The organism is Pseudorhodoplanes sinuspersici (genome assembly GCF_002119765.1).
In the GTDB taxonomy this organism is placed as follows: domain Bacteria; phylum Pseudomonadota; class Alphaproteobacteria; order Rhizobiales; family Xanthobacteraceae; genus Pseudorhodoplanes; species Pseudorhodoplanes sinuspersici.
Genome location: NZ_CP021112.1, coordinates 452,015 through 477,922 on the forward strand (window position 1 = coordinate 452,015; position 25,908 = coordinate 477,922).

The 25,908-nt window shown below is 57.6% G+C and carries 24 protein-coding genes and 1 pseudogene; 7 read left to right on the forward strand and 18 right to left on the reverse strand.

What is annotated here, in order from left to right; translation table 11 throughout:
- Nucleotides 1–201: 201 nt before the first annotated feature.
- From CAK95_RS02210 to CAK95_RS02225, 3 genes are all read right to left on the reverse strand, one after another.
- Nucleotides 202–1,677 carry an aldehyde dehydrogenase gene (locus CAK95_RS02210; RefSeq protein ID WP_342587984.1) on the reverse strand — a complete coding sequence of 492 codons (1,476 nt, stop codon included), beginning with the start codon at nt 1,675–1,677 and terminating at the stop codon, nt 202–204.
- 83 nt (nt 1,678–1,760) lie between these two features.
- Nucleotides 1,761–3,008, reverse strand: coding sequence for an amidohydrolase family protein (locus CAK95_RS02215; RefSeq protein ID WP_086091146.1), 1,248 nt, complete (start codon nt 3,006–3,008; stop codon nt 1,761–1,763).
- A 331-nt stretch (nt 3,009–3,339) separates the two neighbouring features.
- Complete coding sequence (locus CAK95_RS02225) at nt 3,340–3,702, reverse strand: Rieske (2Fe-2S) protein (protein ID WP_086086341.1); 363 nt, start codon at nt 3,700–3,702, stop codon at nt 3,340–3,342.
- 630 nt (nt 3,703–4,332) lie between these two features.
- Here CAK95_RS02225 and CAK95_RS02230 point away from each other — a divergent pair.
- Nucleotides 4,333–4,737: a MarR family winged helix-turn-helix transcriptional regulator gene (locus CAK95_RS02230; protein ID WP_086086342.1), complete on the forward strand. Its 405-nt coding sequence runs from the start codon at nt 4,333–4,335 to the stop codon at nt 4,735–4,737.
- A gap of 40 nt (nt 4,738–4,777) precedes the next feature.
- Here CAK95_RS02230 and CAK95_RS02235 read toward each other — a convergent pair whose 3' ends face one another.
- Nucleotides 4,778–6,517, reverse strand: a complete 1,740-nt coding sequence (locus CAK95_RS02235; protein ID WP_183044321.1) for a thiamine pyrophosphate-binding protein — start codon at nt 6,515–6,517, stop codon at nt 4,778–4,780.
- Between the two features lie 245 nt (nt 6,518–6,762).
- On the opposite strand from CAK95_RS02235, the gene CAK95_RS02240 reads away from it, so the two are divergent.
- Nucleotides 6,763–7,620, forward strand: a complete 858-nt coding sequence (locus tag CAK95_RS02240) for an alpha/beta hydrolase (RefSeq protein ID WP_086086344.1) — start codon at nt 6,763–6,765, stop codon at nt 7,618–7,620.
- 138 nt (nt 7,621–7,758) lie between these two features.
- Here CAK95_RS02240 and CAK95_RS02245 read toward each other — a convergent pair whose 3' ends face one another.
- Complete coding sequence (locus CAK95_RS02245) at nt 7,759–8,289, reverse strand: MarR family winged helix-turn-helix transcriptional regulator (protein WP_157699507.1); 531 nt, start codon at nt 8,287–8,289, stop codon at nt 7,759–7,761.
- A gap of 416 nt (nt 8,290–8,705) precedes the next feature.
- Here CAK95_RS02245 and CAK95_RS02250 point away from each other — a divergent pair, with 416 nt between their 5' ends.
- Together CAK95_RS02250 and CAK95_RS02255 are read left to right on the forward strand one after the other, a co-directional pair.
- Entirely contained in the window at nt 8,706–9,674 is a 969-nt protein-coding gene (locus CAK95_RS02250; RefSeq protein ID WP_086091147.1) for a PDR/VanB family oxidoreductase, read from the forward strand.
- Nucleotides 9,675–9,692: 18 nt separating this feature from the next.
- The gene (locus CAK95_RS02255) at nt 9,693–10,868 is read left to right on the forward strand and encodes a Gfo/Idh/MocA family protein (RefSeq protein ID WP_245303596.1); all 1,176 of its coding nucleotides are present in this window, start codon (nt 9,693–9,695) and stop codon (nt 10,866–10,868) included.
- A 259-nt stretch (nt 10,869–11,127) separates the two neighbouring features.
- Here CAK95_RS02255 and CAK95_RS02260 read toward each other — a convergent pair whose 3' ends face one another.
- The 5 genes and pseudogenes from CAK95_RS02260 to CAK95_RS02285 all read right to left on the reverse strand — a co-directional run.
- Nucleotides 11,128–11,352, reverse strand: coding sequence for a hypothetical protein (locus tag CAK95_RS02260; protein WP_157699508.1), 225 nt, complete (start codon nt 11,350–11,352; stop codon nt 11,128–11,130).
- A 65-nt stretch (nt 11,353–11,417) separates the two neighbouring features.
- Nucleotides 11,418–12,752, reverse strand: coding sequence for a Rieske 2Fe-2S domain-containing protein (locus CAK95_RS02265; RefSeq protein WP_086086348.1), 1,335 nt, complete (start codon nt 12,750–12,752; stop codon nt 11,418–11,420).
- A gap of 450 nt (nt 12,753–13,202) precedes the next feature.
- Nucleotides 13,203–13,634, reverse strand: a complete 432-nt coding sequence (locus tag CAK95_RS02275) for a TRAP transporter large permease subunit (protein ID WP_086086349.1) — start codon at nt 13,632–13,634, stop codon at nt 13,203–13,205.
- A gap of 176 nt (nt 13,635–13,810) precedes the next feature.
- A complete protein-coding gene (locus tag CAK95_RS02280) occupies nt 13,811–14,029 on the reverse strand; it encodes a hypothetical protein (protein ID WP_086086350.1) in 219 nt (72 codons plus the stop codon).
- A 226-nt stretch (nt 14,030–14,255) separates the two neighbouring features.
- A pseudogene (locus CAK95_RS02285) lies at nt 14,256–14,648 on the reverse strand (integrase core domain-containing protein); the annotation flags it as partial.
- 253 nt (nt 14,649–14,901) lie between these two features.
- Between CAK95_RS02285 and CAK95_RS02295 the strand changes: the two are divergent.
- The 3 genes from CAK95_RS02295 (at nt 14,902) to CAK95_RS02305 (ending at nt 17,875) form a co-directional block, all read left to right on the forward strand.
- A complete protein-coding gene (locus CAK95_RS02295) occupies nt 14,902–16,398 on the forward strand; it encodes an aldehyde dehydrogenase family protein (protein ID WP_086086353.1) in 1,497 nt (498 codons plus the stop codon).
- A 204-nt stretch (nt 16,399–16,602) separates the two neighbouring features.
- Nucleotides 16,603–17,532 carry a LysR family transcriptional regulator gene (locus CAK95_RS02300; RefSeq protein WP_086086354.1) on the forward strand — a complete coding sequence of 310 codons (930 nt, stop codon included), beginning with the start codon at nt 16,603–16,605 and terminating at the stop codon, nt 17,530–17,532.
- 85 nt (nt 17,533–17,617) lie between these two features.
- Entirely contained in the window at nt 17,618–17,875 is a 258-nt protein-coding gene (locus CAK95_RS02305) for a hypothetical protein (protein ID WP_086086355.1), read from the forward strand.
- 13 nt (nt 17,876–17,888) lie between these two features.
- On the opposite strand, the gene CAK95_RS02310 is transcribed toward CAK95_RS02305, so the two are convergent.
- Genes CAK95_RS02310 through trbE form a run of 8 tightly spaced genes read right to left on the reverse strand, consistent with a single transcriptional unit; the run spans nt 17,889 to nt 25,900 of the window.
- Complete coding sequence (locus CAK95_RS02310) at nt 17,889–18,122, reverse strand: DUF2274 domain-containing protein (RefSeq protein ID WP_086086356.1); 234 nt, start codon at nt 18,120–18,122, stop codon at nt 17,889–17,891.
- Nucleotides 18,119–19,321, reverse strand: a complete 1,203-nt coding sequence (locus CAK95_RS02315) for a TraB/TrbI/VirB10 family type IV secretion system protein (RefSeq protein WP_086086357.1) — start codon at nt 19,319–19,321, stop codon at nt 18,119–18,121. Before CAK95_RS02315 ends, CAK95_RS02310 begins: the two co-directional genes overlap by 4 nt.
- Nucleotides 19,318–20,316 (reverse strand): P-type conjugative transfer protein TrbG, encoded by a 999-nt coding sequence (gene trbG, locus CAK95_RS02320; RefSeq protein ID WP_086086358.1) that lies wholly within the window; start codon nt 20,314–20,316, stop codon nt 19,318–19,320. The genes CAK95_RS02315 and trbG overlap by 4 nt, the downstream gene beginning before the upstream one ends.
- Nucleotides 20,313–21,002 (reverse strand): conjugal transfer protein TrbF, encoded by a 690-nt coding sequence (trbF, locus tag CAK95_RS02325; protein WP_086086359.1) that lies wholly within the window; start codon nt 21,000–21,002, stop codon nt 20,313–20,315. The genes trbG and trbF overlap by 4 nt, the downstream gene beginning before the upstream one ends.
- Nucleotides 21,002–22,351 carry a P-type conjugative transfer protein TrbL gene (trbL, locus tag CAK95_RS02330; protein WP_086086360.1) on the reverse strand — a complete coding sequence of 450 codons (1,350 nt, stop codon included), beginning with the start codon at nt 22,349–22,351 and terminating at the stop codon, nt 21,002–21,004. Before trbL ends, trbF begins: the two co-directional genes overlap by 1 nt.
- The gene (gene trbK-alt, locus CAK95_RS02335; protein ID WP_245303597.1) at nt 22,351–22,731 is read right to left on the reverse strand and encodes a putative entry exclusion protein TrbK-alt; all 381 of its coding nucleotides are present in this window, start codon (nt 22,729–22,731) and stop codon (nt 22,351–22,353) included. The genes trbL and trbK-alt overlap by 1 nt, the downstream gene beginning before the upstream one ends.
- Nucleotides 22,731–23,468, reverse strand: coding sequence for a P-type conjugative transfer protein TrbJ (gene trbJ, locus CAK95_RS02340; RefSeq protein WP_086086361.1), 738 nt, complete (start codon nt 23,466–23,468; stop codon nt 22,731–22,733). Before trbJ ends, trbK-alt begins: the two co-directional genes overlap by 1 nt.
- The gene (trbE, locus tag CAK95_RS02345) at nt 23,465–25,900 is read right to left on the reverse strand and encodes a conjugal transfer protein TrbE (protein WP_086086362.1); all 2,436 of its coding nucleotides are present in this window, start codon (nt 25,898–25,900) and stop codon (nt 23,465–23,467) included. Before trbE ends, trbJ begins: the two co-directional genes overlap by 4 nt.
- Nucleotides 25,901–25,908 lie beyond the last annotated feature (8 nt).

Below are 25,908 nucleotides of genomic sequence, written 5' to 3' on the forward strand. Positions count from 1 at the left end.
GAACTCTCAATGCAACGCCTAAGGACGAAGTCCCGCGAAGCGTTACCTGGATTGACTTCACCTCATTCCCGCCCGCTCTTGCAGCCTTGTACTTGCATCTACGTGCGATACCGCACCAATCAGAACGATTGAGCTTACTTGAGTGGATATTCTGGCGCTCAGTGATGGGCGAACAAACGCCTCCTGTTGAACACTGCTCTTTTAGACAGCAAACATCTCGGATCGGGGCCATGGAATGGGCGCTCTACTTGTCGAGACGTAGTAGCTCTTCTCGGCCATATACGTTCGCATTCCCGCTATGCCGCATTCTCGTCCGTAACCACTCGCTTTGACGCCGCCGAAAGGCATGTTCACGGCTGTAATCTTGTAAGTGTTTACCCACACCATTCCAGACCGAATTCGCCGCCCCATCCTCAGAGCCTTCGGAAAGCTTTCCGTCCATACACCACAGGCAAGCCCAAATTCGGTTGAATTCGCAAGATTGACGAGCTGTTCCTCATCGTCAAACGGAATAACACAGGCAACGGGACCAAATATCTCTTGTTGAGCCAATGGATGATCATTCTCCACCGCGAGTACCGTCGGCTCAAAAAAGGCGCCCACGTTGTACTTCTCACCAAAAGGCCGTTTACCCCCGCAAAGAACTTCGATGGATGAGTCAGTTGAAAGCATCGCTTCGACAAGGTCGCGATGTTCGAAACTTGAAAGCGACGCAACGTCAGTGCGGGAGTCGAATGGGTCCCCAACGACCAACGTTTTAACAGCCTTTACCAAGAGCTCTACGAACTTGTGGTAAATCGCCCGCTCGATAAACACTCGGGACCCCGCAATGCAGGATTGGCCGGCGTTGTGAAAAATTCCAGCCATCACGCCATGAAGTGCATGTTCAAGATTGGCGTCCGCGAAGACAACGTTCGGTGACTTTCCACCCAATTCAAGAACAACGGGCACTCCCCGGGCACCTGCCGCCTTGGCGATATTCCGCCCTGTCTTGGTTCCACCAGTGAACGTTATCATGTCGACGCCAGGGTGTTCCACCAATGCGCGACCAACGTCCCCTTGCCCCGTGACGACGTTCACGATACCCGGCGGGAACTCCGCTTCCAAGGCTAGACGAGCATACTCAAGGCCAATCTGGGGGGTCACTTCCGATGACTTTAAGACAACAGCATTTCCTGCAGCTAGGATGGGCGCCAGCTTCTGCGCTTCCAGCGTGAGCGGCGAATTCCAGGGCGTGATCGCAGCCACAACACCGACAGGCTCATACTCGGTGAAGCCGAAGTACTCGCCGCGACTGGGAACAACACTTGACTCTAACGTCTCGGCCCCAGCGGCAAAGAAACGAAAGAACTCCGCAGCCGCAGTCGCCTGAGCAAGACTTTCCTTTAGAGGCTTCCCATTGTCCTTTGTCTGAATCGTCGCAAGGTGGTGGGCGTCCCGCTCAATAAGACTTGCGAACTTAGACAACAGCATTGCGCGTTTATAGCTGGGCATCTCGCGCCACGCTGGCAGTTCGAAAGCTGCGCGTGCAGCATTCACTGCATCGTCGACATCCTGGGCGGACGCTATCGCAACTTCAGCCACAATCGATCCGTCAGTGGGGCAGATCGAAGTGAGAGCCCCCCGCCCTTCAGATCGCCACTCATCTCCAACCAAAAATGGTTTCATAGCGTTCATCCGTAAACGACAAATAATTTGAACAAGATGGCCTCATTCGCCCCGGGCACCCGAAACAGGTCCATTCTACTTGGCGTAATAGGCTAGTCCGCCGCCGTCTGGCGGGCGGCGAGTTTCACGTCAGAGAAGACCGGGTTAAGCTTGAATAGACGCTGAGCATTCCCGCCCAGGATATTCCGCTTTGCGTTCTCACTTAGGAAGGGCAGGTCATAGATCGTGCTGGGAAGGTCCATGTCCCAATGCGGATAATCGGACGAGTACAGCAGTTGCGTCTCAGCTCCGATCATCTTAAATGTCGATTCCAACATCTCTATATTGCCGACCATTTCCATCGGCTGAGACGAATAGAACATCTCGCGCATGTACTCGCTCGGCTTTCGCTTCAACAGAGGCGCCTCTGACGTCCGCATCATATATTCATTATCGAGACGTTGCATGAGAAATGGGATCCATGCCAATCCGCTCTCAATCCAAATAGTCTTCAGCTTAGGGAATCGCTCCGGCAGACCATTGATGATCCAGTTTGTCATGTGGACCATATTGCAGAGCGTAAAACCTAAGGCGTGAACTGAAATGAACTTATTGAGTTGAGCCAGTGACTGGTCATTCCAATTGTAGATAGCATGGAACGCGAGAGGCAGATCGCGTTCCTGGAGCGCAGAATAGACCTTCATATAGGCATTGTCGTGTACTGGCCTGTTGCGATTGCCTGTCGCCATGAAGCCGATCACTCCGGTCTTCCCAGAGAACTCCTCCACCATGCGCAACGCTTCGTCTGGAGCATTAAGGGGCAGATAGAGCATGGAGCAGAGACGCGGATCCCTCGCAAGAACGACCTCGCAAAGCCACCGATTGTAGGCCCTTGCAAGGGCAACCTCGACATCGAGCTGCGGATGTGTCGACAATCCGAGCATGGGAGTAGGAAACATGCAGGCCATATCGACGCCGAGAGCATCCATCCAACGCCGCATCAGCGTAATCTCACGATGCTCCTCAGGTGGCGTCTTCTCGTTTGCTCGACCAGGATACCGAGTAATTCTTCCCGCCATGTCTTGTGAACCAACCATGTGAGGAACAAGACCGCTGCGCCCAAGTTGGCCTCGCGCAAGCCCAGCATGCTTGATAACCGGATCCTCCATAAAACGCAGAATTTCCGGCAACAAATCCGTTTCATAGTGATGCGAATCGCAATCGACGATCAAAAAGTCCTTATAGTTGCGCTGTTCCGCCTGCCGGGCCGCGTTCCTAAGGAGCTTCGTTGTGTTGAACTCTTCGACCGACGGATCGTGAAGCGTCTGATCGATCTGCCCTTTTACATCGACGTATGTCATAGCAATTCCTCTCTTATCGTTCTTCTCGGCGAGCAAGCGGCCTCGCCAATACAGCTACTAAGTGGCTCGCTGACCCTTTACGGACTGCCACATGCTCAATTCAAAGATTCCTACATTCACCGCTTCAAGCATCGCTGTCGCAGTTATGGCAACATCGGTCGCCGTAACCGCATTGGGGGTGAATGGAGCCAAGCCGCCGCCGCGTTCTACGCGTGCAGCGTAAGCTCGAACGGCGCTAGTAAGAATCGTCTGCAACGCCGCATCCGAAATCATATCGACCGGCCCCGCGACAACCGCATTCAGAATACCAGCTGCTTCCTGGAGCGTTGTCTCAGACACGGACATAGACGCAACCATCGCGCTCGATCGTATCATACCGCTTTAGACGGATAGTCGAGTCGCCAACGCATTCGCCCGTCGCAAGCCGATATTCATATCCATGCCACGGACATACAAAGTGCGGCTCATTTTCGTCGAAATCATTACGCTTGAAGGCTTGATCTGCATCCAAAACTGCGACGACACGAGGAATAATCATTCCTTCGCAGGCGGGTCCGCCTTGATGCGGGCAAAGATTCTTATAAGCAACGAAGCCATCTTTGTATCGGAAAACACCGATCTCAACATTATCAACCGTGATGATTCGTGAGCCTGATTTCAACTCATCGGCACGACACACAAGAACTTCAGCCATCTTCCTCTCCGGTTCTAAATCACTTTTGGGGTGGAGCGTCGGCGGCCGACCTTCGGGAGATCGATCCGATGTCGGCCAGGCAGCCTTGGTCAGGAGCGCCGCTTCATCATGGATGTTAGTCCATGGAATATCGTCGTCTCGCACAACCGCACTCCTCCCCGCGGCCTGCCCCCAACGGGCGCCGGCCGGACCAATTATTAATTAGTTATCTAACTAAACATTCCTTAGCCTCATGCTGTCAAGAAATATTCTTATTCGTCAGTTTAAAGGTGAACTGACATCCTCACTTCCCACGCGGCTCACCCGAAACGCCATTGTGTCGATCGGCGCGGTGCTTTCGAATGAACAAAGCAATGCACCAGTCATGAGAGCACGGGCGATTGACCGCAAGTTTGCTCACCTATAGGTTGGTCAAGCACTTTTTATTGTTCTCGATCTGGAGCATTTCATTTGCCGAGACGGCCAACGAGTCCTCGCCTAAAAAATGCTCGTGCGAACTTGGAATCTAGAACGAAAGAGTTTGCGACCCGAGATCGTCAAGGATCGAGCGATCTGCAAGCGATACGTGATCCTCTGCATGACAATATCCCTCTGCTGCTTCGTCGGACATCACGCTATTTTCGTTTGGCGATGCAAGAACAGATGCGTCCGAAGGGTCTGGGCTATTCGCATTGGATCTTCCTTCGATCTCTTTGGATTGAGGATGAGATTACGCAGCGCGAACTTTGCAAGCGCATCGGCTCTACAGAACCCGCCGCGGTGATCGCGCTTTCTCAGTTGGAACGAACTGGGTATATTCAGCGCACACGAAACAAGACTGACATGCGACAAATTCTCCTGTCGGTTACGCCAAAGGGTACACAGCTCCGCGACGAACTTCTCCCGTTTGCTTTTGAGCTAATCAAATGGGGCATCAAAGACATCCCTAAAAGCGAGCTAGAGACCTTCAAATCCGTGCTTAAGCGGATTGAAGGCAATATGGCATTAGTGTTTGGTCGGCAGGTAGAAATACCCCAAGGGAACCTAGACGATTGAGTTCCTCACCAGCCGATGATCTGCGTGAACTTAGCCACTCTCACCTTAGAGTTTGCGCGCTGCCCAACTCCGGCATCTCGATGTTCAACACGGCACATTTCCCGCCAAGCACATAGCGCTTTGCCTCAAGGAGCGCGTCGCGAAGTTCGCTAGTGACGAGAACCCGTTTCGAATACCCATCTACTAAGTTCGCTGCTTCTTCGTATTTTGAACCTGTGATATTCACCCCAAAATAGCTTTGATCCATCATCGAAACCCCGCTTGGGTAGAATCGATCATGAAAATACTGCATTGCAGAATACTTTGAATTGTTCAGCACGATGACAAGCACCGGCAGCTTGTGCTCTTCCGCAAAGGCCAGCGCGGGTATGATCGGATTGTACATGAACGTGCCGTCTCCGACGAGAAAGACAACAAATCGTTCACGGAGCGCAAGCTTAACCCCTAACGCGTAGCCAACTCCTTGACCCAAGCCGCTTGGGGCTCTGAAAAAGGTTTGAGGGTCACGCCAATTCAGATGCGCGCGCAAAGCATTGGAGTGCATAATGGTCTCATCAACGTAGGCACTCTCTTGCGGCAAACATTCTCGCATCGCCTTCGCCAGAGCAGGAACGGATATTATTTCGCTTTGTTCCGCTTCTGCTTCTGCCGCGGCCAGAACCTCAAGATTGCTTCTGTGCCTGTCGGCCCACAGCCTTGTTCGTTGCTCTTTCGCCCTCGTCTGCAACCCGGCGCGCTGAACGGATTGGCTCAGCAACTTCAGAATCGACGCCACGTCACCTTCGAGATATCGGTCCGCGTACATCGTTTGGTAGACCATATGATTTTTAAGCGAATTCTCCGCTACTGATACAACAGTAGCGCCTTTTGGCGTATTGCTCGGAGGGTACCATGGCGCTCGACATTCGACTAAAAGACAGAGGTCAATTTCGTCTAAGAAAGGCCTCACATCCTGCCCAGCGTAAAGAGGATTAGATTTCGGAAAGTTGCCGAAAAATGCTCCCTGCCCCTCAACAACTGGAATCCCGGCTCCTATCGCCAACTCTTGTAACGCCTCAAAGGCCTCGTTATGGGCACCCAGATTTTCAACATATATTATCGGCGACTTCGCCTCGACAATCAGCTTCGCTACACTCTCGATATCAGCTTCTAGTGGTTGCACCTTAGGACTCGCTGCGACCGCGGTTCGGTGAGGTGGATTTTTCCAGTCCTCAAGTAGCGTTTCCATTGATACACAAAGGTAGGTAGGACCTTTAGGCTGGCGTTGGGCCAATTCCGCGGCTCGCACAACGCTTTGATAGAGAGTTGCGCTATTTGGAACCTGTTGCGCCCATTTGGTGATGGGCTCCGCCAATCTTTGGTTGCCACCAACAACGCTGAGATTCCGATACCATTGCGAGCCCGGATCGAACGAGGTCTCACCAAAGCCCAATGCCTCTCCTGACATAATCAGCATGGGAATTTCCATTGCGCGGCACGCATTTATGGCCATGGCCCCTTGAAGAAGCCCTGCACCAGCGTGCAAAACAACGACCTGAATTCGGCCGGTTATTTGCGTGTATGCCGCAGCCATAGTGACTGCCAAAATTTCATGACCGCAGTCCAAGTAGATTGGACCGTCAGTTTCATTCCTTTTTTGGCGAGCAAGCGCTTCCCAAAGTGATGGCCACTCAGAACCGGGGGAAGAAATAATATAATCGATGCCGATGTTCCGAAATGCCTCAAGAACCGCCTCTCCGCCATCGGGATAGTTTGTGGTTCTCAGAATATCAGAGGTCATGAGCGCTTCTCTTCCCCGCTCGGTGAGCATGGCGCCGTGAACCCAGCACCCTCAATTTCCGAAGCTTTTCCCCCTTGGCGCAAGTCTTGCGCCAAGGGGTCGAATTGATTAATTAGATAACTAATTATCTGTGCGCCATTGAGACGTCAAGGCGTATGGCCCTGAGGTTGCGGCAGCCGAAAAGCGGCTGCACCGGCCCCTTCAAAGCTAGGCGCGAATATGACGCGCCAGATGGACAGACACTAATGACGATCGACAATAACGCAGCCTACAATAACCGGGCGCACGTGCCCGAACTCCCGCAAATCATTGCGCAATGGGAAAAGGACGCCGCAACCTATCGCAACGCTATGTCCAGGCAGGGACGGGCTGAACTTGACGTACGCTATGGCTCAACCAGCCGACAGATTGTTGATCTTTTTCACGGTGAGAATGACGCGCCGTGGGCCATCTTCATTCATGGCGGCTATTGGCGGGCCCTCAGCCCGAAGGAACATAGCCATCTTGCTCGCGGGCTGACTGAGCGCGGAATTAATGTCGCGATGGCCGGGTACGACCTTAGCCCGCAAGTAACCCTCGCCGAAATCATTGAACAAATGCGCGCTGCGACACTGTTTTTGTGGAAGCGATTCGCCCGGCACATGACGGTGTATGGCCACTCCGCCGGCGGTCATCTAACGGCTTGCGTGATGGCAACTGACTGGACCAAGCTCGACGCAGGTGCGCCGCGTGATCTTTTGCCGACCGGTCTGGCCATCTCGGGTGTGTTTGACCTCACACCATTGGTCCACACCGACATGAACGCCGATTACAAGCTGGACAATGCCGGCGCGCGCGCATCATCACCGCTGTTCTGGCCAGCACCGACAGGCAAGACGCTCGATGTGATCGTCGGAGCCGCCGAATTGCCAGAATTCGTACGGCAATCGAAAGCGATTGCCGACACATGGGGCGCCGAAGGCGTGAAAACCAGCTACGAAGCTGTGCCGGGCAAACACCACTTCAATGTCATCGCGGATCTAGCCGAGCCCAAAAGCGCCATGGTCGAGCGGCTCGTCACCCTCTGCAGAAGACAAAAGCAGCAGATTGATGATCCTGGGTGAGCATCAATAGAACTGCCGCCGGCACCCGCGAAACGACTATTCCAGGAAACATCATGGGACGATGTTGCTGGGTAATGGCGCGTCTTTAACAGAAAGCGAAAGCGAGGCCAGGGTACAGACGTCTGAACGACGCTATGGCTAAATCAATCGTGTTTCATCAAGTTGAGACAAGCTGGCTTGGATATTTCGCTGAACATCTGCAAGCGCAGCCAGCAAACTCTTTGTCTCGGCAGCAGAAAACCCATGGACTGCCGTCGCTACCACAGACCGCGCAAGAGGCATCAATTCGCTTTTCAAGTCCCGTCCTTTCGGACTGAGATAGACATGCATACGACGGCGATCATTCTTGTTTTGCGCTCGTCGAATGAGACCACTGCGCTCCATACTTAAGATTGCGGTCAGAGTAGTGGGCTCCGTTGTGCCCACCCGTCTTGATAACTCCCGCTGGGTTAGCCCGTCCTCGTTCCAAAGGGCGCGCAGGAAATACCACATCCCAAGGCTGACGCCGTAGGGTTCGATTTTAAGCTGTAAGAAACGCTGCAAGGCTCGGTGGGTGGCGCGAACCTGGTACCCTACGCTCTCCTCGAAAGGTAAATCGATCTCGGCCGACATTTTCACACGAGTTTGGCGCGGCTGGACTTTTTTCTTCGTTCCTTGACTGCCAGTCACCTCGTTAGCTCCTTTGCAACCCATCCGCGGAATCGTATTTCGGACACCCACGTGCAATTATAGGATAATGGTCCTTGTTTGAGCAATTGATTTAACGACGTCCCCGGGGCGCATCAAAATGTGGCCAAGACAGCATTAAAACTAGCCAACTTCCGTTCTTTCTTCCCAAGTTCCCCAGTCGCCAGCGCATCGGTCATGACAGCGCTTGCAGAGGCTACAAACAGTCGATCCGCTTCAGATTCTCCGTCCGGGACGCTGGAGAGCGTGTCGACAAGTTTGCTGCGCACTATTGATAAGCACCGGAACTAGCCGGCTTCTGTCACAGAGGCAGAAAGGCATCCCAACTATCCCCGCTCTAGAAATCTAGGACTTGAAGGCCGTTACTTAGTATTCTAAGTTTCTGTAAAAGGATGGCTATGAAGTCAGAATCAGGCACGAGCGAACTCATTGTGAGGGTCTCAAAAAAAGACGAAATTGCCGATGGCATTTTCATGTTTGAACTCAGGTCCCATGAGGGCACCGAACTGCCCGCATTCACGGCCGGCTCACACATAACGGTTTCAACGCCTTCTGGACAAAAACGCCGCTACTCCTTGTGCAACGATAGCAGCGAACGCGACCGCTACGTCATAGCCATCAAGCAGGAAAAGAACGGCCGCGGAGGCTCGTTAAGCTTTACCAGAGACGTTAATGTTGGGGACGTTGTGTCCGTGGAGGCGCCGGCAAACGAATTTGAGATGTCGGCGGCCGAACCAAGGAACTACATCTTCGTTGCGGGCGGGATTGGCATTACACCCATAAGGTCAATGATTTTGCAATGCGTTCGGAACGGAAAGCAGAACTTCAAGCTCTTCTATTTCGCGCGCACCCCAGAAATGATGGCATTCCGGGAAGAATTCGAAGCGGCTGCATTCGCGCAAACGGTCGTGCTTCACAACGACAATGGCGATCGGGATCAGGCCTATGATCTGTGGCCAATACTTGAAGAGCAGAAAGGGGCCCATCTCTACTGCTGCGGCCCTCGCGGATTAATGGATAGCGTTCGCGATATGACTGGCCACTGGCCGGAAACTGCAGTGCACTTCGAAGATTTTGGCGTTGGAACCACATCGAAACCTGACGACAAGCCCTTTGAAGTCAAGCTCGCGCGAAGCGGGAACGTATATACCGTGGATGTCGGCGCCTCCATCCTTGATACACTTCGCGTGCATGGACACGAATTAGCCAGTTCATGCGAGAGCGGCACCTGTGGAACATGTCGAGTTCGCTTTACGGACGGCACTCCCGATCACCGAGATCTCGTTCTTTCCGACAAGGAACAGAAGAACGAAATCATGATCTGCGTATCTCGCGCAAAGAGCGCATCAATTACCCTAGATATATGATCGCCGGAGGTTGGCGTCTTGGATAACGTTCTTCGTCTTGGCATCGTTGGACTTGGCCGAGCATTCACGCTTATGCTGCCTACATTCGTAGCTCATCCAAAGATTGCGCTCGTTGCCGCAACTGATCCTCGCCACGAGGCTGTTGAAAGCTTTTCGAGAGAATTCGAAGCGAAGGGATATGACACAATTGAAGAACTATGTGCCGACCCCAGTGTTCAAGCAGTCTATGTCGCCTCGCCTCATCAATATCACGTAGCTCATGTAAAAATTGCGGCAGCGTATGGGAAACACGTCCTTGTCGAGAAGCCGATGGCTCTCTCCACAGACGATTGCCTCGAAATGATCTCCGCCGCGAAAGCAGCCAGTATCCATCTTCTCGTCGGACACAGCCACAGCTACGACCTACCCTACCTGAAAACGCGCGAACTCATTTCATCCGGCTCATTCGGAAGTGTCAGGATGATCAACGCGATAAACTTTACCGATTTTCTGTACCGACCGCGGCGCCCGGAAGAACTTGACACACTCCACGGCGGAGGAGTGGTTTTTAGCCAAGCCGCACATCAAATCGACATTGTACGACTATTAGCGACTTCGCCTGCGCGGTGCGTGCGCGCCGTGACTGGCATATGGGACCCAAAACGCCCAACAGAAGGCGCCTACAATGCGCAAGTATTATTTTCGGACGCCAGTTTCGCGTCGCTTACATATAGTGGTTATGCTCACTTTGACAGCGACGAATTTAATGGATGGCGTGGCGAACTCGGGCAACGGCGCGACCCAGATGTTTACGGCCAGGCCCGCCGGGCACTAAAAGAGGCAAGGTCGCCGGAAGATGAGACCAACATGAAGAATCGGCGGGCCTACGGGACCGTTGGCAGAGAGGAATTTTCACTCAGTTCAGACATTTCGCACAATCATTTTGGGCTCTTTATCGTTAGTTGCGAGCGCGCTGATCTTCGGCCCATGCCGAATGGGATTTTCGTTTACGGTGACGACGAAAGGTGGTTCGAAGAAATCCCGGAGCCTCGCGTGCCGCGTGCCGAAGTAGTTGATGAACTATATGAGGCCGTTGTTAACGGCAGAGTTCCGCTACATTCTGGCCAATGGGGACTTGCAACGCTGGAGATTTGTCTAGCGATCCTAGAATCCGCGAAGTCGAATGGAGAAATCTCACTATCATATAGCGGGTAGCGATTCAGTGCGGCACCAAGCGTACGTCCTCTATGGTCCGGCTATCTTACTGAATTCACTCAATTCGAATTTCGACTGTATGCCCATTACACGATATATGCCGAGCAAAGCCTGTCCCCTGCTCGTCGTGCATCGGAGACAGGAAATTTGCGCCAGCGTATCAGTCTAGCCCGGTTTTTCCGCTTAAAGACGGCAGCGCGTTTGAAAGGGCCTCAAGGTGGCGGCGCGGGGACGCACCCCTCCGCTGCATTCAGCGATTTCATCTGAGCAAGTTCGTTTTTGTAGCGATTATGGCAATGAAATCGTTTTCTGCCGCTGCCGCCGTTTTGTAGCGCGGCTCAGTGGTTACAAGCGGTTGTTCGGCGTCAGCAGGATGATAGATCTCAAGATAGAAGAGACCAGTCTTCTCGTCTTCCTTGGCTTCCAAGCGTATAAGCGACATCTTTGGTTCTGTATTAGTGTTTGGGTTCTTCGCCAAAGCCAAGCGGGCCCCATTGATCGACTAAAGCCCAAGTTTTATTTGAGAAGCAATCTAACTCGACGCGACAGCTAAGCCGCCGCCCCGGCCATTTCCTTCTCGGTCTCGTCTTCTTCCAGTCCCTGGAGGACTGCGACCTCTTCGTCTGAGGCGCCAAGCATTCGCCACGGCAAGGTCTTTTCCACAACGCCCTGATATGAACAAAGCTTGGCTTGCGGGAGCTTTGGCTCGACTTGGCCAATTACCTGTTGGCTCTTTTCAAACTCTTGAACGGCTTCGAGCATTAACCGCCGAAACTGAACAATTGCAATATCGCTTGCCCCTAGCCGCTCCTGCGTTCGATCCGCAATAGATCCCATGGATTCCCACATCGCGATATCCTGGTTCGGGATACCAGGAATCCCGGTGAAATGGCCGGTTTCCATCAAATCTCTATCCTGGAGATAATCATTGCCAGCGTTGCGCTTGATGGGTCTAAAATTCGCATCGACGTCGTCACCGAGGACGAGAACGCAGAACTTGCGCCAAGCATCAGTCTCGATTCCAAGCTTATCTTCATTTGCCCACGCGATAAAATGGAAGTAACTGCTCGTATCATTTCGAGGAACTATCACGCTCGCTACGTTATATGAGCTGTTTGGTGGGATAAGTGCGGTAAAGGGGGCAACATATGTGGTTATGCGAACGTAGTCGTGTGTATTCGAGTTTGTAATTGGCCGCCTAATTGCCGCATAGCGCATTCCATAGCCGGTTAACTGAACTTGAATACGCGGATTCTTATCAGTAGACGGACGAACCCAGTGATCGTCTTTCGCAGTCGCCTCACCTTTCGCCGGACGCATGTCAGAGGAATGCAAGCTGGAAGAATGGGCTGAGTCTATCTGCCCCTCCATGATTTGCGCCCAGTTGCACGGCAATTCAATTTTTGCGATTGCGACGCGCGTGTTCTCTTGTGGCGCCCACGAGGGTCTCTCGAAATCGGGCATAAGGTCCGCCGGCCCCATGTAGGTCCAAACAAATCCTCCAACTTCTCGCGTTGGATAAGAAAGATGCTTTGCCTTTTCTCGAAGAGCGCTTTCCTTAGGCTCCGATGGCATATCAAGCACGCTTCCGTCGGTGTCGAACTTCCAACCGTGATACAGACAGCGGAGACCACATTCCTCATTGCGCCCAAAGGCCAGCGACGCCTTTCTATGGGGACAGAATTCCCCTAGAATTCCCACCTCTCCGTCAGAATTACGGAATGCGACAAGCTTTTCGCCAAACAATTGCACACGTATCGGTCGACCGTCCGGCTGGAGTTGCTCAGATAGTATGGCCGGCACCCAATGCCGCCGCATGAGGCGGCCCATCGGCGAGTCTCCCTCGACGCGACACAAAAGTTCGTTCTCTGCCGACGTGAGCATGCTTGACTCCTTCCCGAGCGCTGGATGACGCCGTCGCTTTACTTAGTTTTCTAAGTTTATTCCAAAAATAGAGCCACGTCCAGCCCGCCTTGCTGGCTGTTTACACCAAATCAACATGCGGCTGATCTATCGGTTCCAAAAAGTGCTATTCGACGCTGATTCCAGAAGACTTTATGGCCGCAGAAACACGATCGATTTCGCTGAAATCAAATGGTCGCGAAGGTTCTTTCCCACGCCGGGCAATGGGATTACCGTTTTTATGTTTGCATCCCAAAGTTCCTTGGGATCGCCAATGCCCGATAACATCAATAGTCAAGGGTCATGATCCCAACCCTCGGCCCCAAGTAGAAGCACCGTGCCTCCTGAATCCTCGGTGAGACGGGCCGCTATCATACACCCCGCAGACCCAGCGCCGACAATGATGTAGTCGTATCCTTTCCGCATCGTCGCTTAACGGCCCATTCGATCGGGTAGATAGGTCACGATCGTCGGGAAGAACGCCACAATTACAATGCTGAGACATATGATCCAGACAAACGGCCAGGCCGCCTTGTAGAACTCCGACATCGACACATTCGGAAGTGCGCTTTTCATAGCAAAAAGCGTATAACCGAACGGTGGTGAGATGCCGCCGACCGTAGCGACGATAAGAAGCATCGTATAAAACCAGATCTCGTGAATTTGATAGGCGGCGATAATCGGCCGATAAATCGGCACAAGAACAAACAAGAGAGCCACCTGATCAAGAAATAGGAAGATATGCAGAAAGAATGGCAGCGCGAGCATGATCAGGATCATGAGCCATGCCGGCAACTTCAATACACTCACCAACTGACCAAACGCTTGCGGTGCGCCAGCAAAAGTCAATATCTGGCTAAACATTCAGCGCAGCACATAATCAGCAGAAGCAGGGCGGACACCGTAACGCCAGTAACGAATGACTCAACGATCATCTTCCTCGAAAAGCCACCATAGACGATAGCAACGACGAGGGCTCCGAAAACACCTGTAGCCGCAGCTTCGGTAGAGCCGAAATAACCGCCGGCCCTCCTGATAATTCAATTGGAAAGCCCGTTCCTCTTTGCAAACGCTTGGAACTCAGCAGCCTCTTTTGGCTCCTTCGATGCGACAAGGTTCCAAACTCCTTGCTCAAAAGCAGCGGTCACCTTGGCGCCCTGCTCGGCACCCAGTTTCGTTAGCTGCGCACCCTTCTTAAGCAACGCATCTTCTTCCTCGTTCGCAAGCCTGACAGCCTCTCCCTCCCACAACTCCTCCATCTTTTTTCCTTCATCGGTCAGACCGCCATCGCTTTCGCCATCAAGATCGGCATTTTCACCGCGACAAAGCTGCTGAGCTTAAGCGGCTGCTCGACTACCGGAATGACATCGCACATCGAATCCACTTGGTAATGTCTGATGTCAGCCGGAACTATTGGACGATCGACTGACCTGACGGATGTTTTGGACCAAGCGGATAGAGATTATTGCATGGCCGTCGGGTGATCTAGAGTTGGCATAAGCCTGTCGATGTCGCTGGTGGTCGGTATCCGAGCGATGAGTGCGGTCGGACGGTGTTGTATTGATTGCGCCATTGCTCGAAGACGACTCGAGCCTCCTTCAGACTGTAGAAGATTTCCTGATTGAGGCATTCGTCGCGCAGCTTGCCGTTGAAGGACTCGCAATAGCCGTTCTCCCATGGACTGCCAGGCTCGATGTAGAGCGGCTTTGATCCCAGCCCCGTTAGCCAGTTTTGTACGATCCTGGATGTCATCTCTGCTCCATTGTCTGAACGAATGTGTTCCGGGATGCCCTTGGTGAGCATCACATCCGCCAGCGTTTCGATGACGCCAATGCTATTGATCCGACGAGCAACTCGGATGGCCAGGCACTCGCGAGCGATAATCTAGGCAACCGTATCTGGGAACCCACCGGGCGCATAAGGGACCAATAGTCTTATCGGCTGGGTCTGCGCGCTGGCGTCCCCGATCAATAGGACACTCACGCTCACAATCAGGGCAAATATTGTTTTCAAAATCCCTCCCCTCGACGCTTCATTTTCATTGTTTAGCATTCTAAGTATTATTAGTATGAAATTGGGTGCACTAGCAGCCCACGCTTCAGCAGCATCCAGTTCAAAAAAGTGAGATATCATGAACACCGCCGTTCCGCCGCAACCCGCCATTCCAAGCAAGGTGGCCCTGCCCGACCATCGCGATGCGTATTATGGCGGAAAATGGCATGCGCCGAAGGACGGCCGCTATGTCGATACCATCAATCCGGGCACGGGGGAGTCGCTCGGCCAGGTGGCCGATTGCGGTGTCGCCGACATGGATGCGGCCATTGCCTCGGCCAAGGCGGCCTTCAAGGAATGGCGCCCGGTGCCGCCGCTGGAGCGCGCCCGCATCCTCAAGCGCGTCGCCCAGATCCTGCGCGACAATGCCGGCGAACTGGCGATGATCGACGCTGCCGATTGCGGCAACCCGGTCAAGGAAATGCTCGCGGACGCCACCATCGCCGCAGCGCAGATGGAGTTCTTCGCCGGCCTTGTCACCGAGGTGAAGGGCGCATCGATCCCGATGGGGCCGGATGCCGTGAACTTCTCCGTGCGTGAACCGCGCGGCGTTGTCGGCCGCATCATCCCGTTCAATCATCCCTTCATGTTCTGCGCCGGCAAATCCGCCGCCGCTCTTGCCACCGGCAACACCATCATCGTGAAGCCGCCGGAGCAGGCACCGCTCTCGTCGCTGCGTCTTGCGGAATTGTGCGACGGCCTGTTTCCGCCCGGCGTGTTCAATGTCGTGCCGGGCGGCAGGGATGCCGGCGCGCGGCTGTCGGGTCATCCCGATATCGCGATGGTCGCACTGGTCGGCAGCGTGCCGACCGGCCGCGCGGTGATGGAGTCGGCCGCCGAAACGATCAAGCCGGTGCTGCTCGAACTCGGCGGCAAGAATGCGCTGATCGCTTATCCCGACGCTGATCCGGATGACGTCGCCGGCGGCGTTGTCGGCGGCATGAACTTCACCTGGTGCGGCCAGTCCTGCGGCTCCACCAGCCGCGCCTTCATCCACGAGAAGATCTATGACGAAGTGCTGGCGAAGGTGAAAGAGAAGGCCGCTTACTACAAGCCCGGCATTCCGACCGATCCGGCCACCACGATGGGCGCGATCATCTCCAAGACGCAGTATGAGCGCGTCCTGTCGTATTTGGATTCCGCCAAGGCTGACGGCGCGCGTCTGCTTCATGGCGGCGGACGGCCATCCGACCCGAAGCTCGCCAACGGCTTCTATGTCGAGCCCAGCATCTACGCCGATTGCACCGCCGACATGAAAATCGCACGCGAGGAAATCTTCGGCCCGGTGCTGGCGATCTTCAAATGGTCGGACGAGAAGGCGATGCTCGATCAGGTCAACGCTGTTGAATACGGTCTCACCTGTTCGATCTGGACCAACGATGTCACCACCGCGCATCGCACGGCGATGACGGTCGAAGCCGGCTTCGTGTGGGTGAACGAAACCTCGAAACATTTCATCGGCGCACCGTTCGGCGGCTACAAGCAATCGGGCATCGGCCGCGAGGAATGCATCGAGGAGATGTTTGCATTCACGCAGGAAAAGAACATCCACGTGAAGCTGAAGGCGCCGAAGTAAGTCGTCGCACGACATGTCCATCCTCCCCGTAGCGGGGAGGATGCTTCACAGTCAGGCTCGCGCTGCCCAAGTCGACTAGCCTGCTGGCGATTTCCCTCTCGCGGTGTCCGCTGTACATTTCGTGGCGACGATCCAAAACAACGGAATTCACAAATGTCGCCGCTTTAGATAGCGCAACCAGCACGAGGCCGTCGGGATGACGTGATGTCTGCCATGAACATAAAGGTTCCCCATCTCCGCTGTATCGTTGCCGCCGCAGAGCACCGTAGCTTCCGGCGTGCCGCGGCGGCGCTTAACATCACGCAGCCAACCTTGAGCAAACGTATTCGAGAGCTTGAGGACCGCTTGGGCATGCTCCTGTTCGAGCGCTCAAGCGGCGGCGCACAGATCACCGCGAACGGGGAAGATTTCCTGATTATCGCAAGGCGCGTACTTGCAGACCTCGACGGTATGGAAAGCTACGCGAAGATGACCAATGCAGGAAACGCAGGCCGCCTCAATATCGGATTTTACACACCGCTCGCCGGCCCGCTGCGGGATAATGTCTTCGGGTTTATTCGTCAACACTCACAACTCGACCTCAATATCATCGAGGACGATCGCTTGGCGCTTATCCCTCTCCTGGATCGAGGCTCGATTGATATAGCTCTTGTCCTAGGAGACTCTGCCTACAAGGATTACTCCCATATGAGCCTTTGGTCTGAACGTGTCCTAGTCGCGTTCCACAAAACGCATGCGCTCGTTGAGCGAGAGTCTATTTATTGGACGGACCTGAGGAACGAACGCTTCATCATGAGTCTGCGCGATCCCGGGCCGGAACTCAGAGACATCTTGATTGGCAAGCTAGCACTGCCCGGCGACCAGCCATTCATCAAGCATGTCAAAGCTCACCATAGCGCGATAATCAGCGCTGTTGATGGCGAACGCGGAGTTACACTGATCTGTGAATCCTCTTCCACACCTTCGTGGCCAGGTGTCATCTTTCGCGAAGTCCGTGATGGCAATGGGCCGACTCGTCTCGGTTTCGTCGCCTATTGGCGCCGCAACAATGACAACCCGATTCTTAAACAGTTCCTATCCTGGCTCCAAGCTCATCCGGCCGTTCCGACGGTACACATCAACGGCCCCAATTGACTCGCAGAATTGCACTCCTCCTGTAATTTGCAACCTCCACGCGTTCGGCCGGAACACCATCTTTGCCTCCGCGATCCCGGCCTCGATGTTCCCGCTCGAGGATTATTTGCGAGCCGGCATCGTGCCGGCGCAACTCAAGCTGATTTTCTGGGAGGGACGGCGGCGGCGCGCGGCTGGTCCGGGCAAGACGTCCGCCGGAAAGACTACACTGACCGATGCGCTCCTCGCTGAGATCGCAGAATCGGAGGATCGTGTGGTGCCCTATCGAAGATCCGCACGAGCTGCAGTGAAGCGCCTGCGTGCCGTTGCAACGGCTCCATCACTGCGACAAACGGGTACCTGACGAACATCACTCTCTAGACCTTTGAAGCGGATTTACCTTTTCGCGTTCTCGCGAAAGCTCGATCGGTCGCCATGAACTTTTCGATCATGGGCGCCACGAGCCTGGCGGGATCGGGCGCGGCTTGTCCGGTCTCGCGTCCGATCGCGTCCGCATATGCGAGAAGGTTGCGATGCACTGGCGCTGGAAACTCGATCGTGAGCTTCACCGGCTTGTCGTCCTCAATCGTCCCGAGTTTGAGCTTGCTCATCGGCTTGCCTCCTGCTGGCCATAGGGCGCCATGACGAGATCACGGTTGACGATTACGCGAACCGGGAAACCCTGCCTGATTGTGAGCGTCGGCTGGATGTTGAGCTGGCGGCGAACAAGTTGCTGTCCAGTGTTGTTGATTGAATCTTGCGACCCGCGCCGTAGCGCGCGGACGAGGTCGCTTTCGTCGCGGTCTGAGCCAAGCTCGGCACCGACACTGAGCAACGTGGAGAGGGCGGCAGCCTTGATGAGATCCCACCAGTGGTAGTCGACCTCATCCTCGAGACCGGACAAGCCGCGGGCGTCCGCGCCCTGCTGCCGCTCGAGCACGATAGATTTGCCGTCCGGGAGCATGATGCGATTCCACACAAGCAACACGCGCTTCTGACCGAACGAGACCTGGCTGTCGTACTGGCCGATCAGGCGTGAGCCTTGCGGAATGAGCAGGAATTTTCCGGTCGGCGTGTCATAAACATGCTCTGTCACCTGCGCGGTGATCTGGCCTGGAAGATCGGATTGAATGCCGGTGAGGAGTGCAGCCGGAATGACCGTTCCGGCTTGCACAACGTAGGGCGAGGCCGGATTCGCCAAGCGATCCTGGCTGACGGTGCGGCGATCGACGGGGCCGTTGACGAAGGCGAGCTTGCGATCCTGCATGTTCTGCATGGCGTTGGGATCGAGCGGCGGGGCTTCCGCCGGCACCGCGTGCGTTGTGCCCGGCATGGAGCTTGCGGCGGCCGCTGTGATCGGCGCTGAAACGCGGATAGCCGTTGCGGCGAAGAGCTTGCTCAAGCGCGCGGCCTCGATTTCCTGCAAGCGGCGCTGTTCTTCCGGTGTCATCCCCGGTTGCGGCAACGGCCCGCCCGACGGAACGGGCTGGCCCTGGTTCTGCGCGCTGAGGATCGGCCGACCGAGATCGCCGGGCAGTGGCGGTCCGAGTTTCGGGACGCCGGTGTAATCGCGCGGAAGGCCGGTCAGGCCATCAGCCGTCGGGCGGTTCTCGATCGAGTAGAGTTCTTGTGCCGATTGATCGGCGTTTCGGGTCTGAAGGGCATAGATCAGCGCGGCGGCGATCGCGAGGCCTGACACGGCGCTGAGACCGATCAGCACCTTGCGCGACAATCGCGTCACACGCGGCCGCTCCGGGCGCAGGCGCAAGTCCGGCGTGACCTCCGGCGCCCCCTGTGAAGGGTCTGTCATGACCGGCGCCTCCCGTCGGTGCGGATGATGCGGACGCGGCGCTCGCTGTTCTTATCGCCGAGACGCAGTTCGGCAGCGCCGAACAGGCGATCGACGATGTAGTAGTTCTGGCGGGCACGGTAGTTGACGAGCTCGGTGTCCCCGCCCGGCCCTATAATAAAAAGAGGCGGCATCTCGCCCTGCCGGATGCCCGACGGGAACTCGATATAGACCTTGATGCCGTCATCGAAGGCACGCAGCGGCCGCCACGCCGGCGTATCGCCCTTGATCTCGTACCGGAAGTTCAGCGACGAGATGTCGACGCCCGTGGCGACCGGCTGGGCGGCAAGCGCTGCCGCGTTCTGCCGACGGAGCGCAATGAGCTGGTCGTGCGGATACTGCCAGGACACCGACGCCATGTAGGTCTTCTCGGTCGAGTTCAGCTCGAGGTGATAGGTGCGTCGGTCGGTGTTGATGACGAGGTTGGTCTGGAGATCCGGACGCGTCGGCTTGACCAGGATATGGACCTGCTTGTTGGGGCCCGTGCCGCTCTCGGTATCGCCGATGATCCAGCGCACCGTGTCGCCGGCTGCGACGGGACCGGAGCCGACGAGCTGCTCGCCCGGCTGCAAGGCGACGTCTGTTACCTGCCCCGGTGCGGCATAAACCTGATAAAGCGCGCCCGGCGAGAACGGATAGACCTGCACGGCGTTGATGAAGCCGTTGCGCACCGGCTGGACGCGCGCCGCCTTGTTCGCCTGTGTGATGCGGTCTTTCGGATCCTTTGGCTCCGGGGGAGCCTTGGCGCCGGGCACGGGCTTCAACTGACCCGGCAGCGGCAACGGCTTCGGAAGCTCGACGACCTGCACGGGGGACGGCGGCTCGGCCGCCTGCACAGCCGGCACGAAGTCGTCGTAGCTGATGTCTGGCGGAAAGAGCTTCTGCGCGCAGCCGCCAAGCGCTGTTGTGCAAACCAAGAGGAGCGGCGTGAGGATTCGGGGTGTCGGCGGCTTCATTGTGAGAGCTCCTTCGACCAATTGATCGCGTTGACGTAGATGCCGAGCGGATTCTGCTTCAGCCGATCGGCGTCGCGGGGCTGCTGCAGAGCGATGGTGAGGATCGCGGTCCATCGTTCGGTGCCGGCGAGTTGACCGTTCTCGTATGACCGTTCGAACCAGGCGACGCGGAAGGAGTCTGGCGAAGCGCGGATGACGCTGGAGACCTCGACAGCAATCTGGCGTTTACCCACCTTGGCGAAGGGATCGTTGACGCGCGCATAGTCGTTGAGCGCTGCAGCCCCGCGGTCGGTGGTGAACTCGTAGGCGCGCAGCCAGTTCTGGCGGACGATTACGGCATCGACCGGAATCGCACGGACCTGCTCGATGAACCGTGCGAGATGCCAGGCGATCTGCGGATCAGTCGGTCGATAGTCCGCAACGGCGGGACCGACGGCCTGTGCCTCGCCGATCTTGTCGATCTGGACCACCCAAGGCACCACTGAGCCGCTCGCCGACTGCCAGACCAGGCCGAAGGCAAGGCCGGCCGCGAGGGCCAGCGAGCCGAACGCCATCAGCCGCCAGTTCCTCGCCTGCACGCGCGCGGAACCGATGCGATCATCCCAGACTTGCGCGGCGCGCTGATAGGGCGTTTCAGGTTCAGGTGTTGCGCCGTAACGCACGGATGGTCTGCGGAAGACATTCATCAGCGTTCATCCTGTCGGAGGGAGATGGAGGCGCCGCCGCCGTGGCTATCGCCGGACCTGACGGCATGCGCAGCGGCAGTTGCGCCGTGGCTCATGGTCTGGTGGCGCTTCATGCGTTGCGCCCAGGCAGGCGGCGAAGACGGAGACGGAGCGTTGTCGCCGGCGGCTGCGCCGCCGATCGTACCCATCGTCGAAGATCCGCCGGTGGCCGCGGCGGCGCTTCGTGCTCCGCCTCGGTAGCTCTCGCCCATTGCGCTCGATGCGCGGCTCACGGCCCGGCTCACCGGCCGCGCGGCCGCCGCCGCGCCGGCGCGCGCAACGCCGGAGAGACCTGATGCGACGCCGGCAGCCCCGCTCTGTCCGGCCGAAGCCAGGCTGTAGGATGTCGTCGTGCCTCCCGCGAGGGCGGCGCCGCCGCGCGCCGCCGCGGCGGTCGCGCCCATCGCCGCCCCTGCTCCCCTCACGGCCATACCGGCCGCGGCACCGCTCGCCACCACCGCGCCGCCGGCCGCAACGGTAGTACCAACCGCAGATCCTGCGCCAAGCTGAGGGCCGCCCGAGATCAGGCCGTTGGCGATGCCGGGTCCGAAGATGCCGAGACCGAGAAGCGAGAGTGCCGCGAGAACGATCGCCATCGCGTCCTCGACGGTCGGCTGGTTGCCGCCAAAGCCCGCGGTGAACTCGGAGAACAAGGTCGAACCGATGCCGATGACGACAGCGAGCACCAAGACCTTGACGCCAGACGACACGACGTTTCCGAGCACGCGCTCAGCGAGGAAGGCAGTCTGCCCGAATAGCCCGAACGGGATCAGGACAAAGCCGGCGAGCGTCGTCAGCTTGAACTCGATTAGCGTTACGAAGAGCTGGATTGCGAGGATGAAGAAGGCGAGCAGCACCATCGCCCAGGCGAACAGCAGGACTACGATCTGAACAAAATTCTCGAAGAAGGCGATGTAGCCCATCAGGCCGGAGATCGATTCCAGGATCGGCCGTCCGGCATCGAGACCGACCTGCGCGACGCGGCCGGGACGAAGGAGATCGCTCGCAGTGAACCCGGTCCCGGTCGCCTTGAGGCCGAGGCCGGCGAAGCTCTCGAACACGATGCGCGCGAGCGCGTTCCAGTTGCTGATGATGAAGGCAAAGACGCCGACAAACAGGGTCTTCTTCACGAGACGCGCGATGATGTCCTCGTCGGCGCCCCAGGACCAGAACAGGGCCGCGAGCGTGATGTCGATCACGATCAACGTGGTGGCGATGAAAGCCACTTCGCCGCCGAGCAATCCGAACCCGGAATCGATGTAGCGGGTGAAGACCTCGAGAAAGCGATCGATGACGCCGGTGCCACCCATCAGCGCGCCTCATCGGATGAGTTGGGAGTAACGGATGTCGGAATCCTGTCTTGCGTCTTGGGCGGGGTGTCTAAGGTGGATGCGGCAGGCGGGGGCGGCGCGAAGAAGCGCCGGCGGTTCTCGGCCCAGACACGGCGGCAGGTGTCGTCCGCTGCGAGTTGCTCGGCAGTGACGTCACGGCACCGCGCAAGGTCAGCAGCGAGCGGATCTGCGTTCGTTGCTGCGGGCGTGGTCACCCGCTCCGGGATATCGGTGCGAAGGGCCTCACCAACGGCGATGATCGCAAGCGCTGCCAGACATGCGATGATGGCGAAGCGCAGGAATGCACCAACGGTCGCGCCGCGTTCATGTCCCATGTCGCGTTTGGATTGCAGCCGCATCACTGGAACATCCGGACGGTGGTCGGCCGATAGCCTGCACCGGGCGTGAGGAAACGGCGGAGCTGCTCGCGTGCCTGCTCTTGCGCCGCAGTACGCTGTGCGGCTTCCAGATTCTGCGCGCGCCCTTGCGTCGCGACAGCGGCGGTAAGATCAGCGATCTGCTGGGTCTGCAGGGCGATGAGCTGGTTGCCGGCCTGGGTTGCCTGCAACGCGCCGGTTGCGGATTGGCTCGCGGTCACGAGCGACGACATCTCGACACGGTTGGTGTCGATGTTGGCAACGACGCCCGCATGAACCTTCATGGCGTCCTGTAGGCCAGCCACCGAATTGCGCCAGCGCTCGCGCGCTCCGTCGATCAGCGTCTGGTCGGTGGCGGTCGTCGAGGCCGCGCCGTAGGTCGTTGAGAAGGCATGATCGATCTGACCCACGTCATAGGCGATGCGTTGGGCTTCGCCGAGAAGCTGCTGGGTGCGCTGGATCGACTGCTGGATCTGGTTGAGCGAGGATTGCGGAAGGCTCGCGAGATTGCGCGCCTGATTGATCAGCATCTGCGCCTGATTCTGGAGCGAGGCAACCTGATGGGCGATCTGCTCCAGCGCGCGCGCCGCCTGAAGGACGTTCTGCGTGTAGTTGTTCGGATCGAATACGATCTGCGCCTGTGCCGGCGCGGTCGAGAGTGCGGCGTGGACGGATGCCGCGAGAAGTGTGGCGCGAATGCGCGATTGCTTCGTGCTCATGGTGCCTCCAGGTTGGCCAGGTCGGGGATGAGGTCGGCGGCCCAGAGAAGCTCGTGCTCGGCGAGCAAGGCCGCCACGAACGCTTCTCGATCGTGCTCAGACAACACGCGGTCGATCATCGCGTGATCGGCTTTGGATGAAGCGGCGCAGAAGGCGAGCGCGATCGGGCCGAGGCCGAGCTCGAACAGCCGGTTGCCGCGGCGGGACTGGCAGTAGTAATCGCGCTTGGGCGTAGCGCGGGCGATGATCTCGATCTGCCTGTCGTTCAACCCGAAGTGCCGGTAGATCGCGGTGATCTGCGGTTCGATCGCCCGCTCGTTCGGTAGGAAGATGCGCGTCGGGCAACTCTCGACAATGGCGGGCGCGATCGGGCTGCCATCGATGTCGGAGAGCGACTGCGTGGCGAAGACGACGGAGGCGTTCTTCTTGCGCAGCGTCTTGAGCCATTCGCGCAACTGCGCCGCGAAGCCACCGTCATCGAGCGCGAGCCAACCCTCGTCGATGATGAGAAGCGTCGGGCGGCCATCGAGCCGGCCTTCGATCCGATGGAAGAGATAGGCGAGCACGGCACCGGCGGCGCCTGTCCCGATCAGGCCCTCGGTCTCGAACGCCTGCACGGAGGCTTCGCCGAGCCTCTCCTGCTCCGCGTCGAGCAGGCGGCCATAGGCGCCTCCGATGCAGTACGGCCGCAACGCCTGCTTGAGCTTCGCAGCTTGCAACAGCACCGCAAGGCCCGTCAGCGTCCGCTCGCCAATTGGCGCGCTGGCGAGCGAGGTGAGCGCGGCCCAGAGATGTTCTTTCAGTTCGGGCGTCAGGGCGACCTGCTCGCGCGTCAGGATGTCGACGATCCAGTCCGCGGCCCAGGCCCGTTCGGGCGTATGGTGGATGCCGGCCAGCGGCTGGAGCGAGACAGACGCTTCCACGCCGTCAGACAGTCCGCCGCCGAGGTCATGCCAGTCGCCCTGCATGGCGAGCGCGGCGGCGCGGATGGACCCGCCGAAATCGAACGCGAACACCTGCGAGCGCGGATAGCGCCGGAACTGCAACGCCATCAGCGCCAGCAGAACCGACTTGCCGGCGCCGGTCGGACCCACCACCAGCGTATGCCCGACATCGCCGACATGAAGCGAGAAGCGGAACGGCGTCGAGCCCTCCGTCCGGCCGAACAACAGCGGCGGCGCTCCGAAATGCTCATCGTGCTCCGGCCCCGCCCAGATTGCGGAAACCGGAATCATGTGGGCGAGGTTCAGCGTCGAAACCGGAGGCTGGCGCACATTGGCGTAGACGTGGCCCGGCAAGGAGCCGAGCCAGGCCTCGATCGCGTTGAGCCCCTCCGAGATGCAGGTGAAGTCGCGTCCTTGGATGATCTTCTCCACGAGCCGCAGCTTCTCTGCCGCGACGTTCGGGTCTTCATCCCACACCGTCACGGTTGCGGTCACATAGGCTTGGCCGACGTCATCGGCACCCAGCTCCTGCAGCGCCATATCGGCATCGGCAGCCTTGTTCGCAGCATCGCTGTCCACGAGGACCGATGCCTCGTTGGTCATCACCTCCTTGAGGATCGCGGCGATGCTCTTGCGCTTGGCGAACCACTGGCGCCGGATCTTCGTCAGCAGCCGGACGGCTTCGGTCTTGTCGAGCAGGATCGCGCGCGTCGACCAGCGGTACGGGAAAGCGAGCCGGTTCAGTTCGTCGAAGATTCCGGGATGAGTTGTGGTCGGGAATCCGATGACCGTGAGCGTGCGCAGGTGAGCGTCGCCCAGGCGCGGCTCCAGTCCTCCGACCAGCGGCTGATCGGTCAGCAGCGCGTCGAGGTGCATCGGCGTCTCGGGGACGCGAACACGCTGGCGCTTGGTCGAGATAGTCGAGTGCAGGTAGGTCAGCGTCTCGGTATCGCCGAGCCATTCGACCTCGGGCACGAAGCCCTCGAAGAGCTGCAGCACGCGATCGGTGCGGTCGATGAAGCCGCGCAGCAGCTCATGCGCATCGACGCCGGCATGCTCGCGCCCCTCGTAGAGCCAGCTCTCGGCGCGAGAGGCATCCTCGGCGGGCGGCATCCAGAGGAACGTGAGGTAGTAGCGGCTCTCGAAATGGACGCCGGCGGCTTCGAACTGCTCTCGGCGTTCGAGATCGACCAGGGCGGACGCGGCTTCCGGAAAGACGCTGTCCGGATAGGCGGTCGCCGGGCAGCGTTGCGCTTCGACGAAGATCGCCCAGCCGGAGCCCAGACGCCGGAGCGCGCTGTTGAGGCGCGCCGTGGTGCCGATCAGTTCGGCCGGCGTCGCGCTGTCGAGGTCGGGGCCGCGGAAGCGTGCCACGCGCTGCAAGGATCCGTCCTTGTTGAGGACAACACCTGTTGCGACCAGCGCCGCCCAGGGCAGATAGTCGGCGAGGCTTGCAGTGCGGTTGCGATATTCGCTGAGGTTCATCATGGACCGAA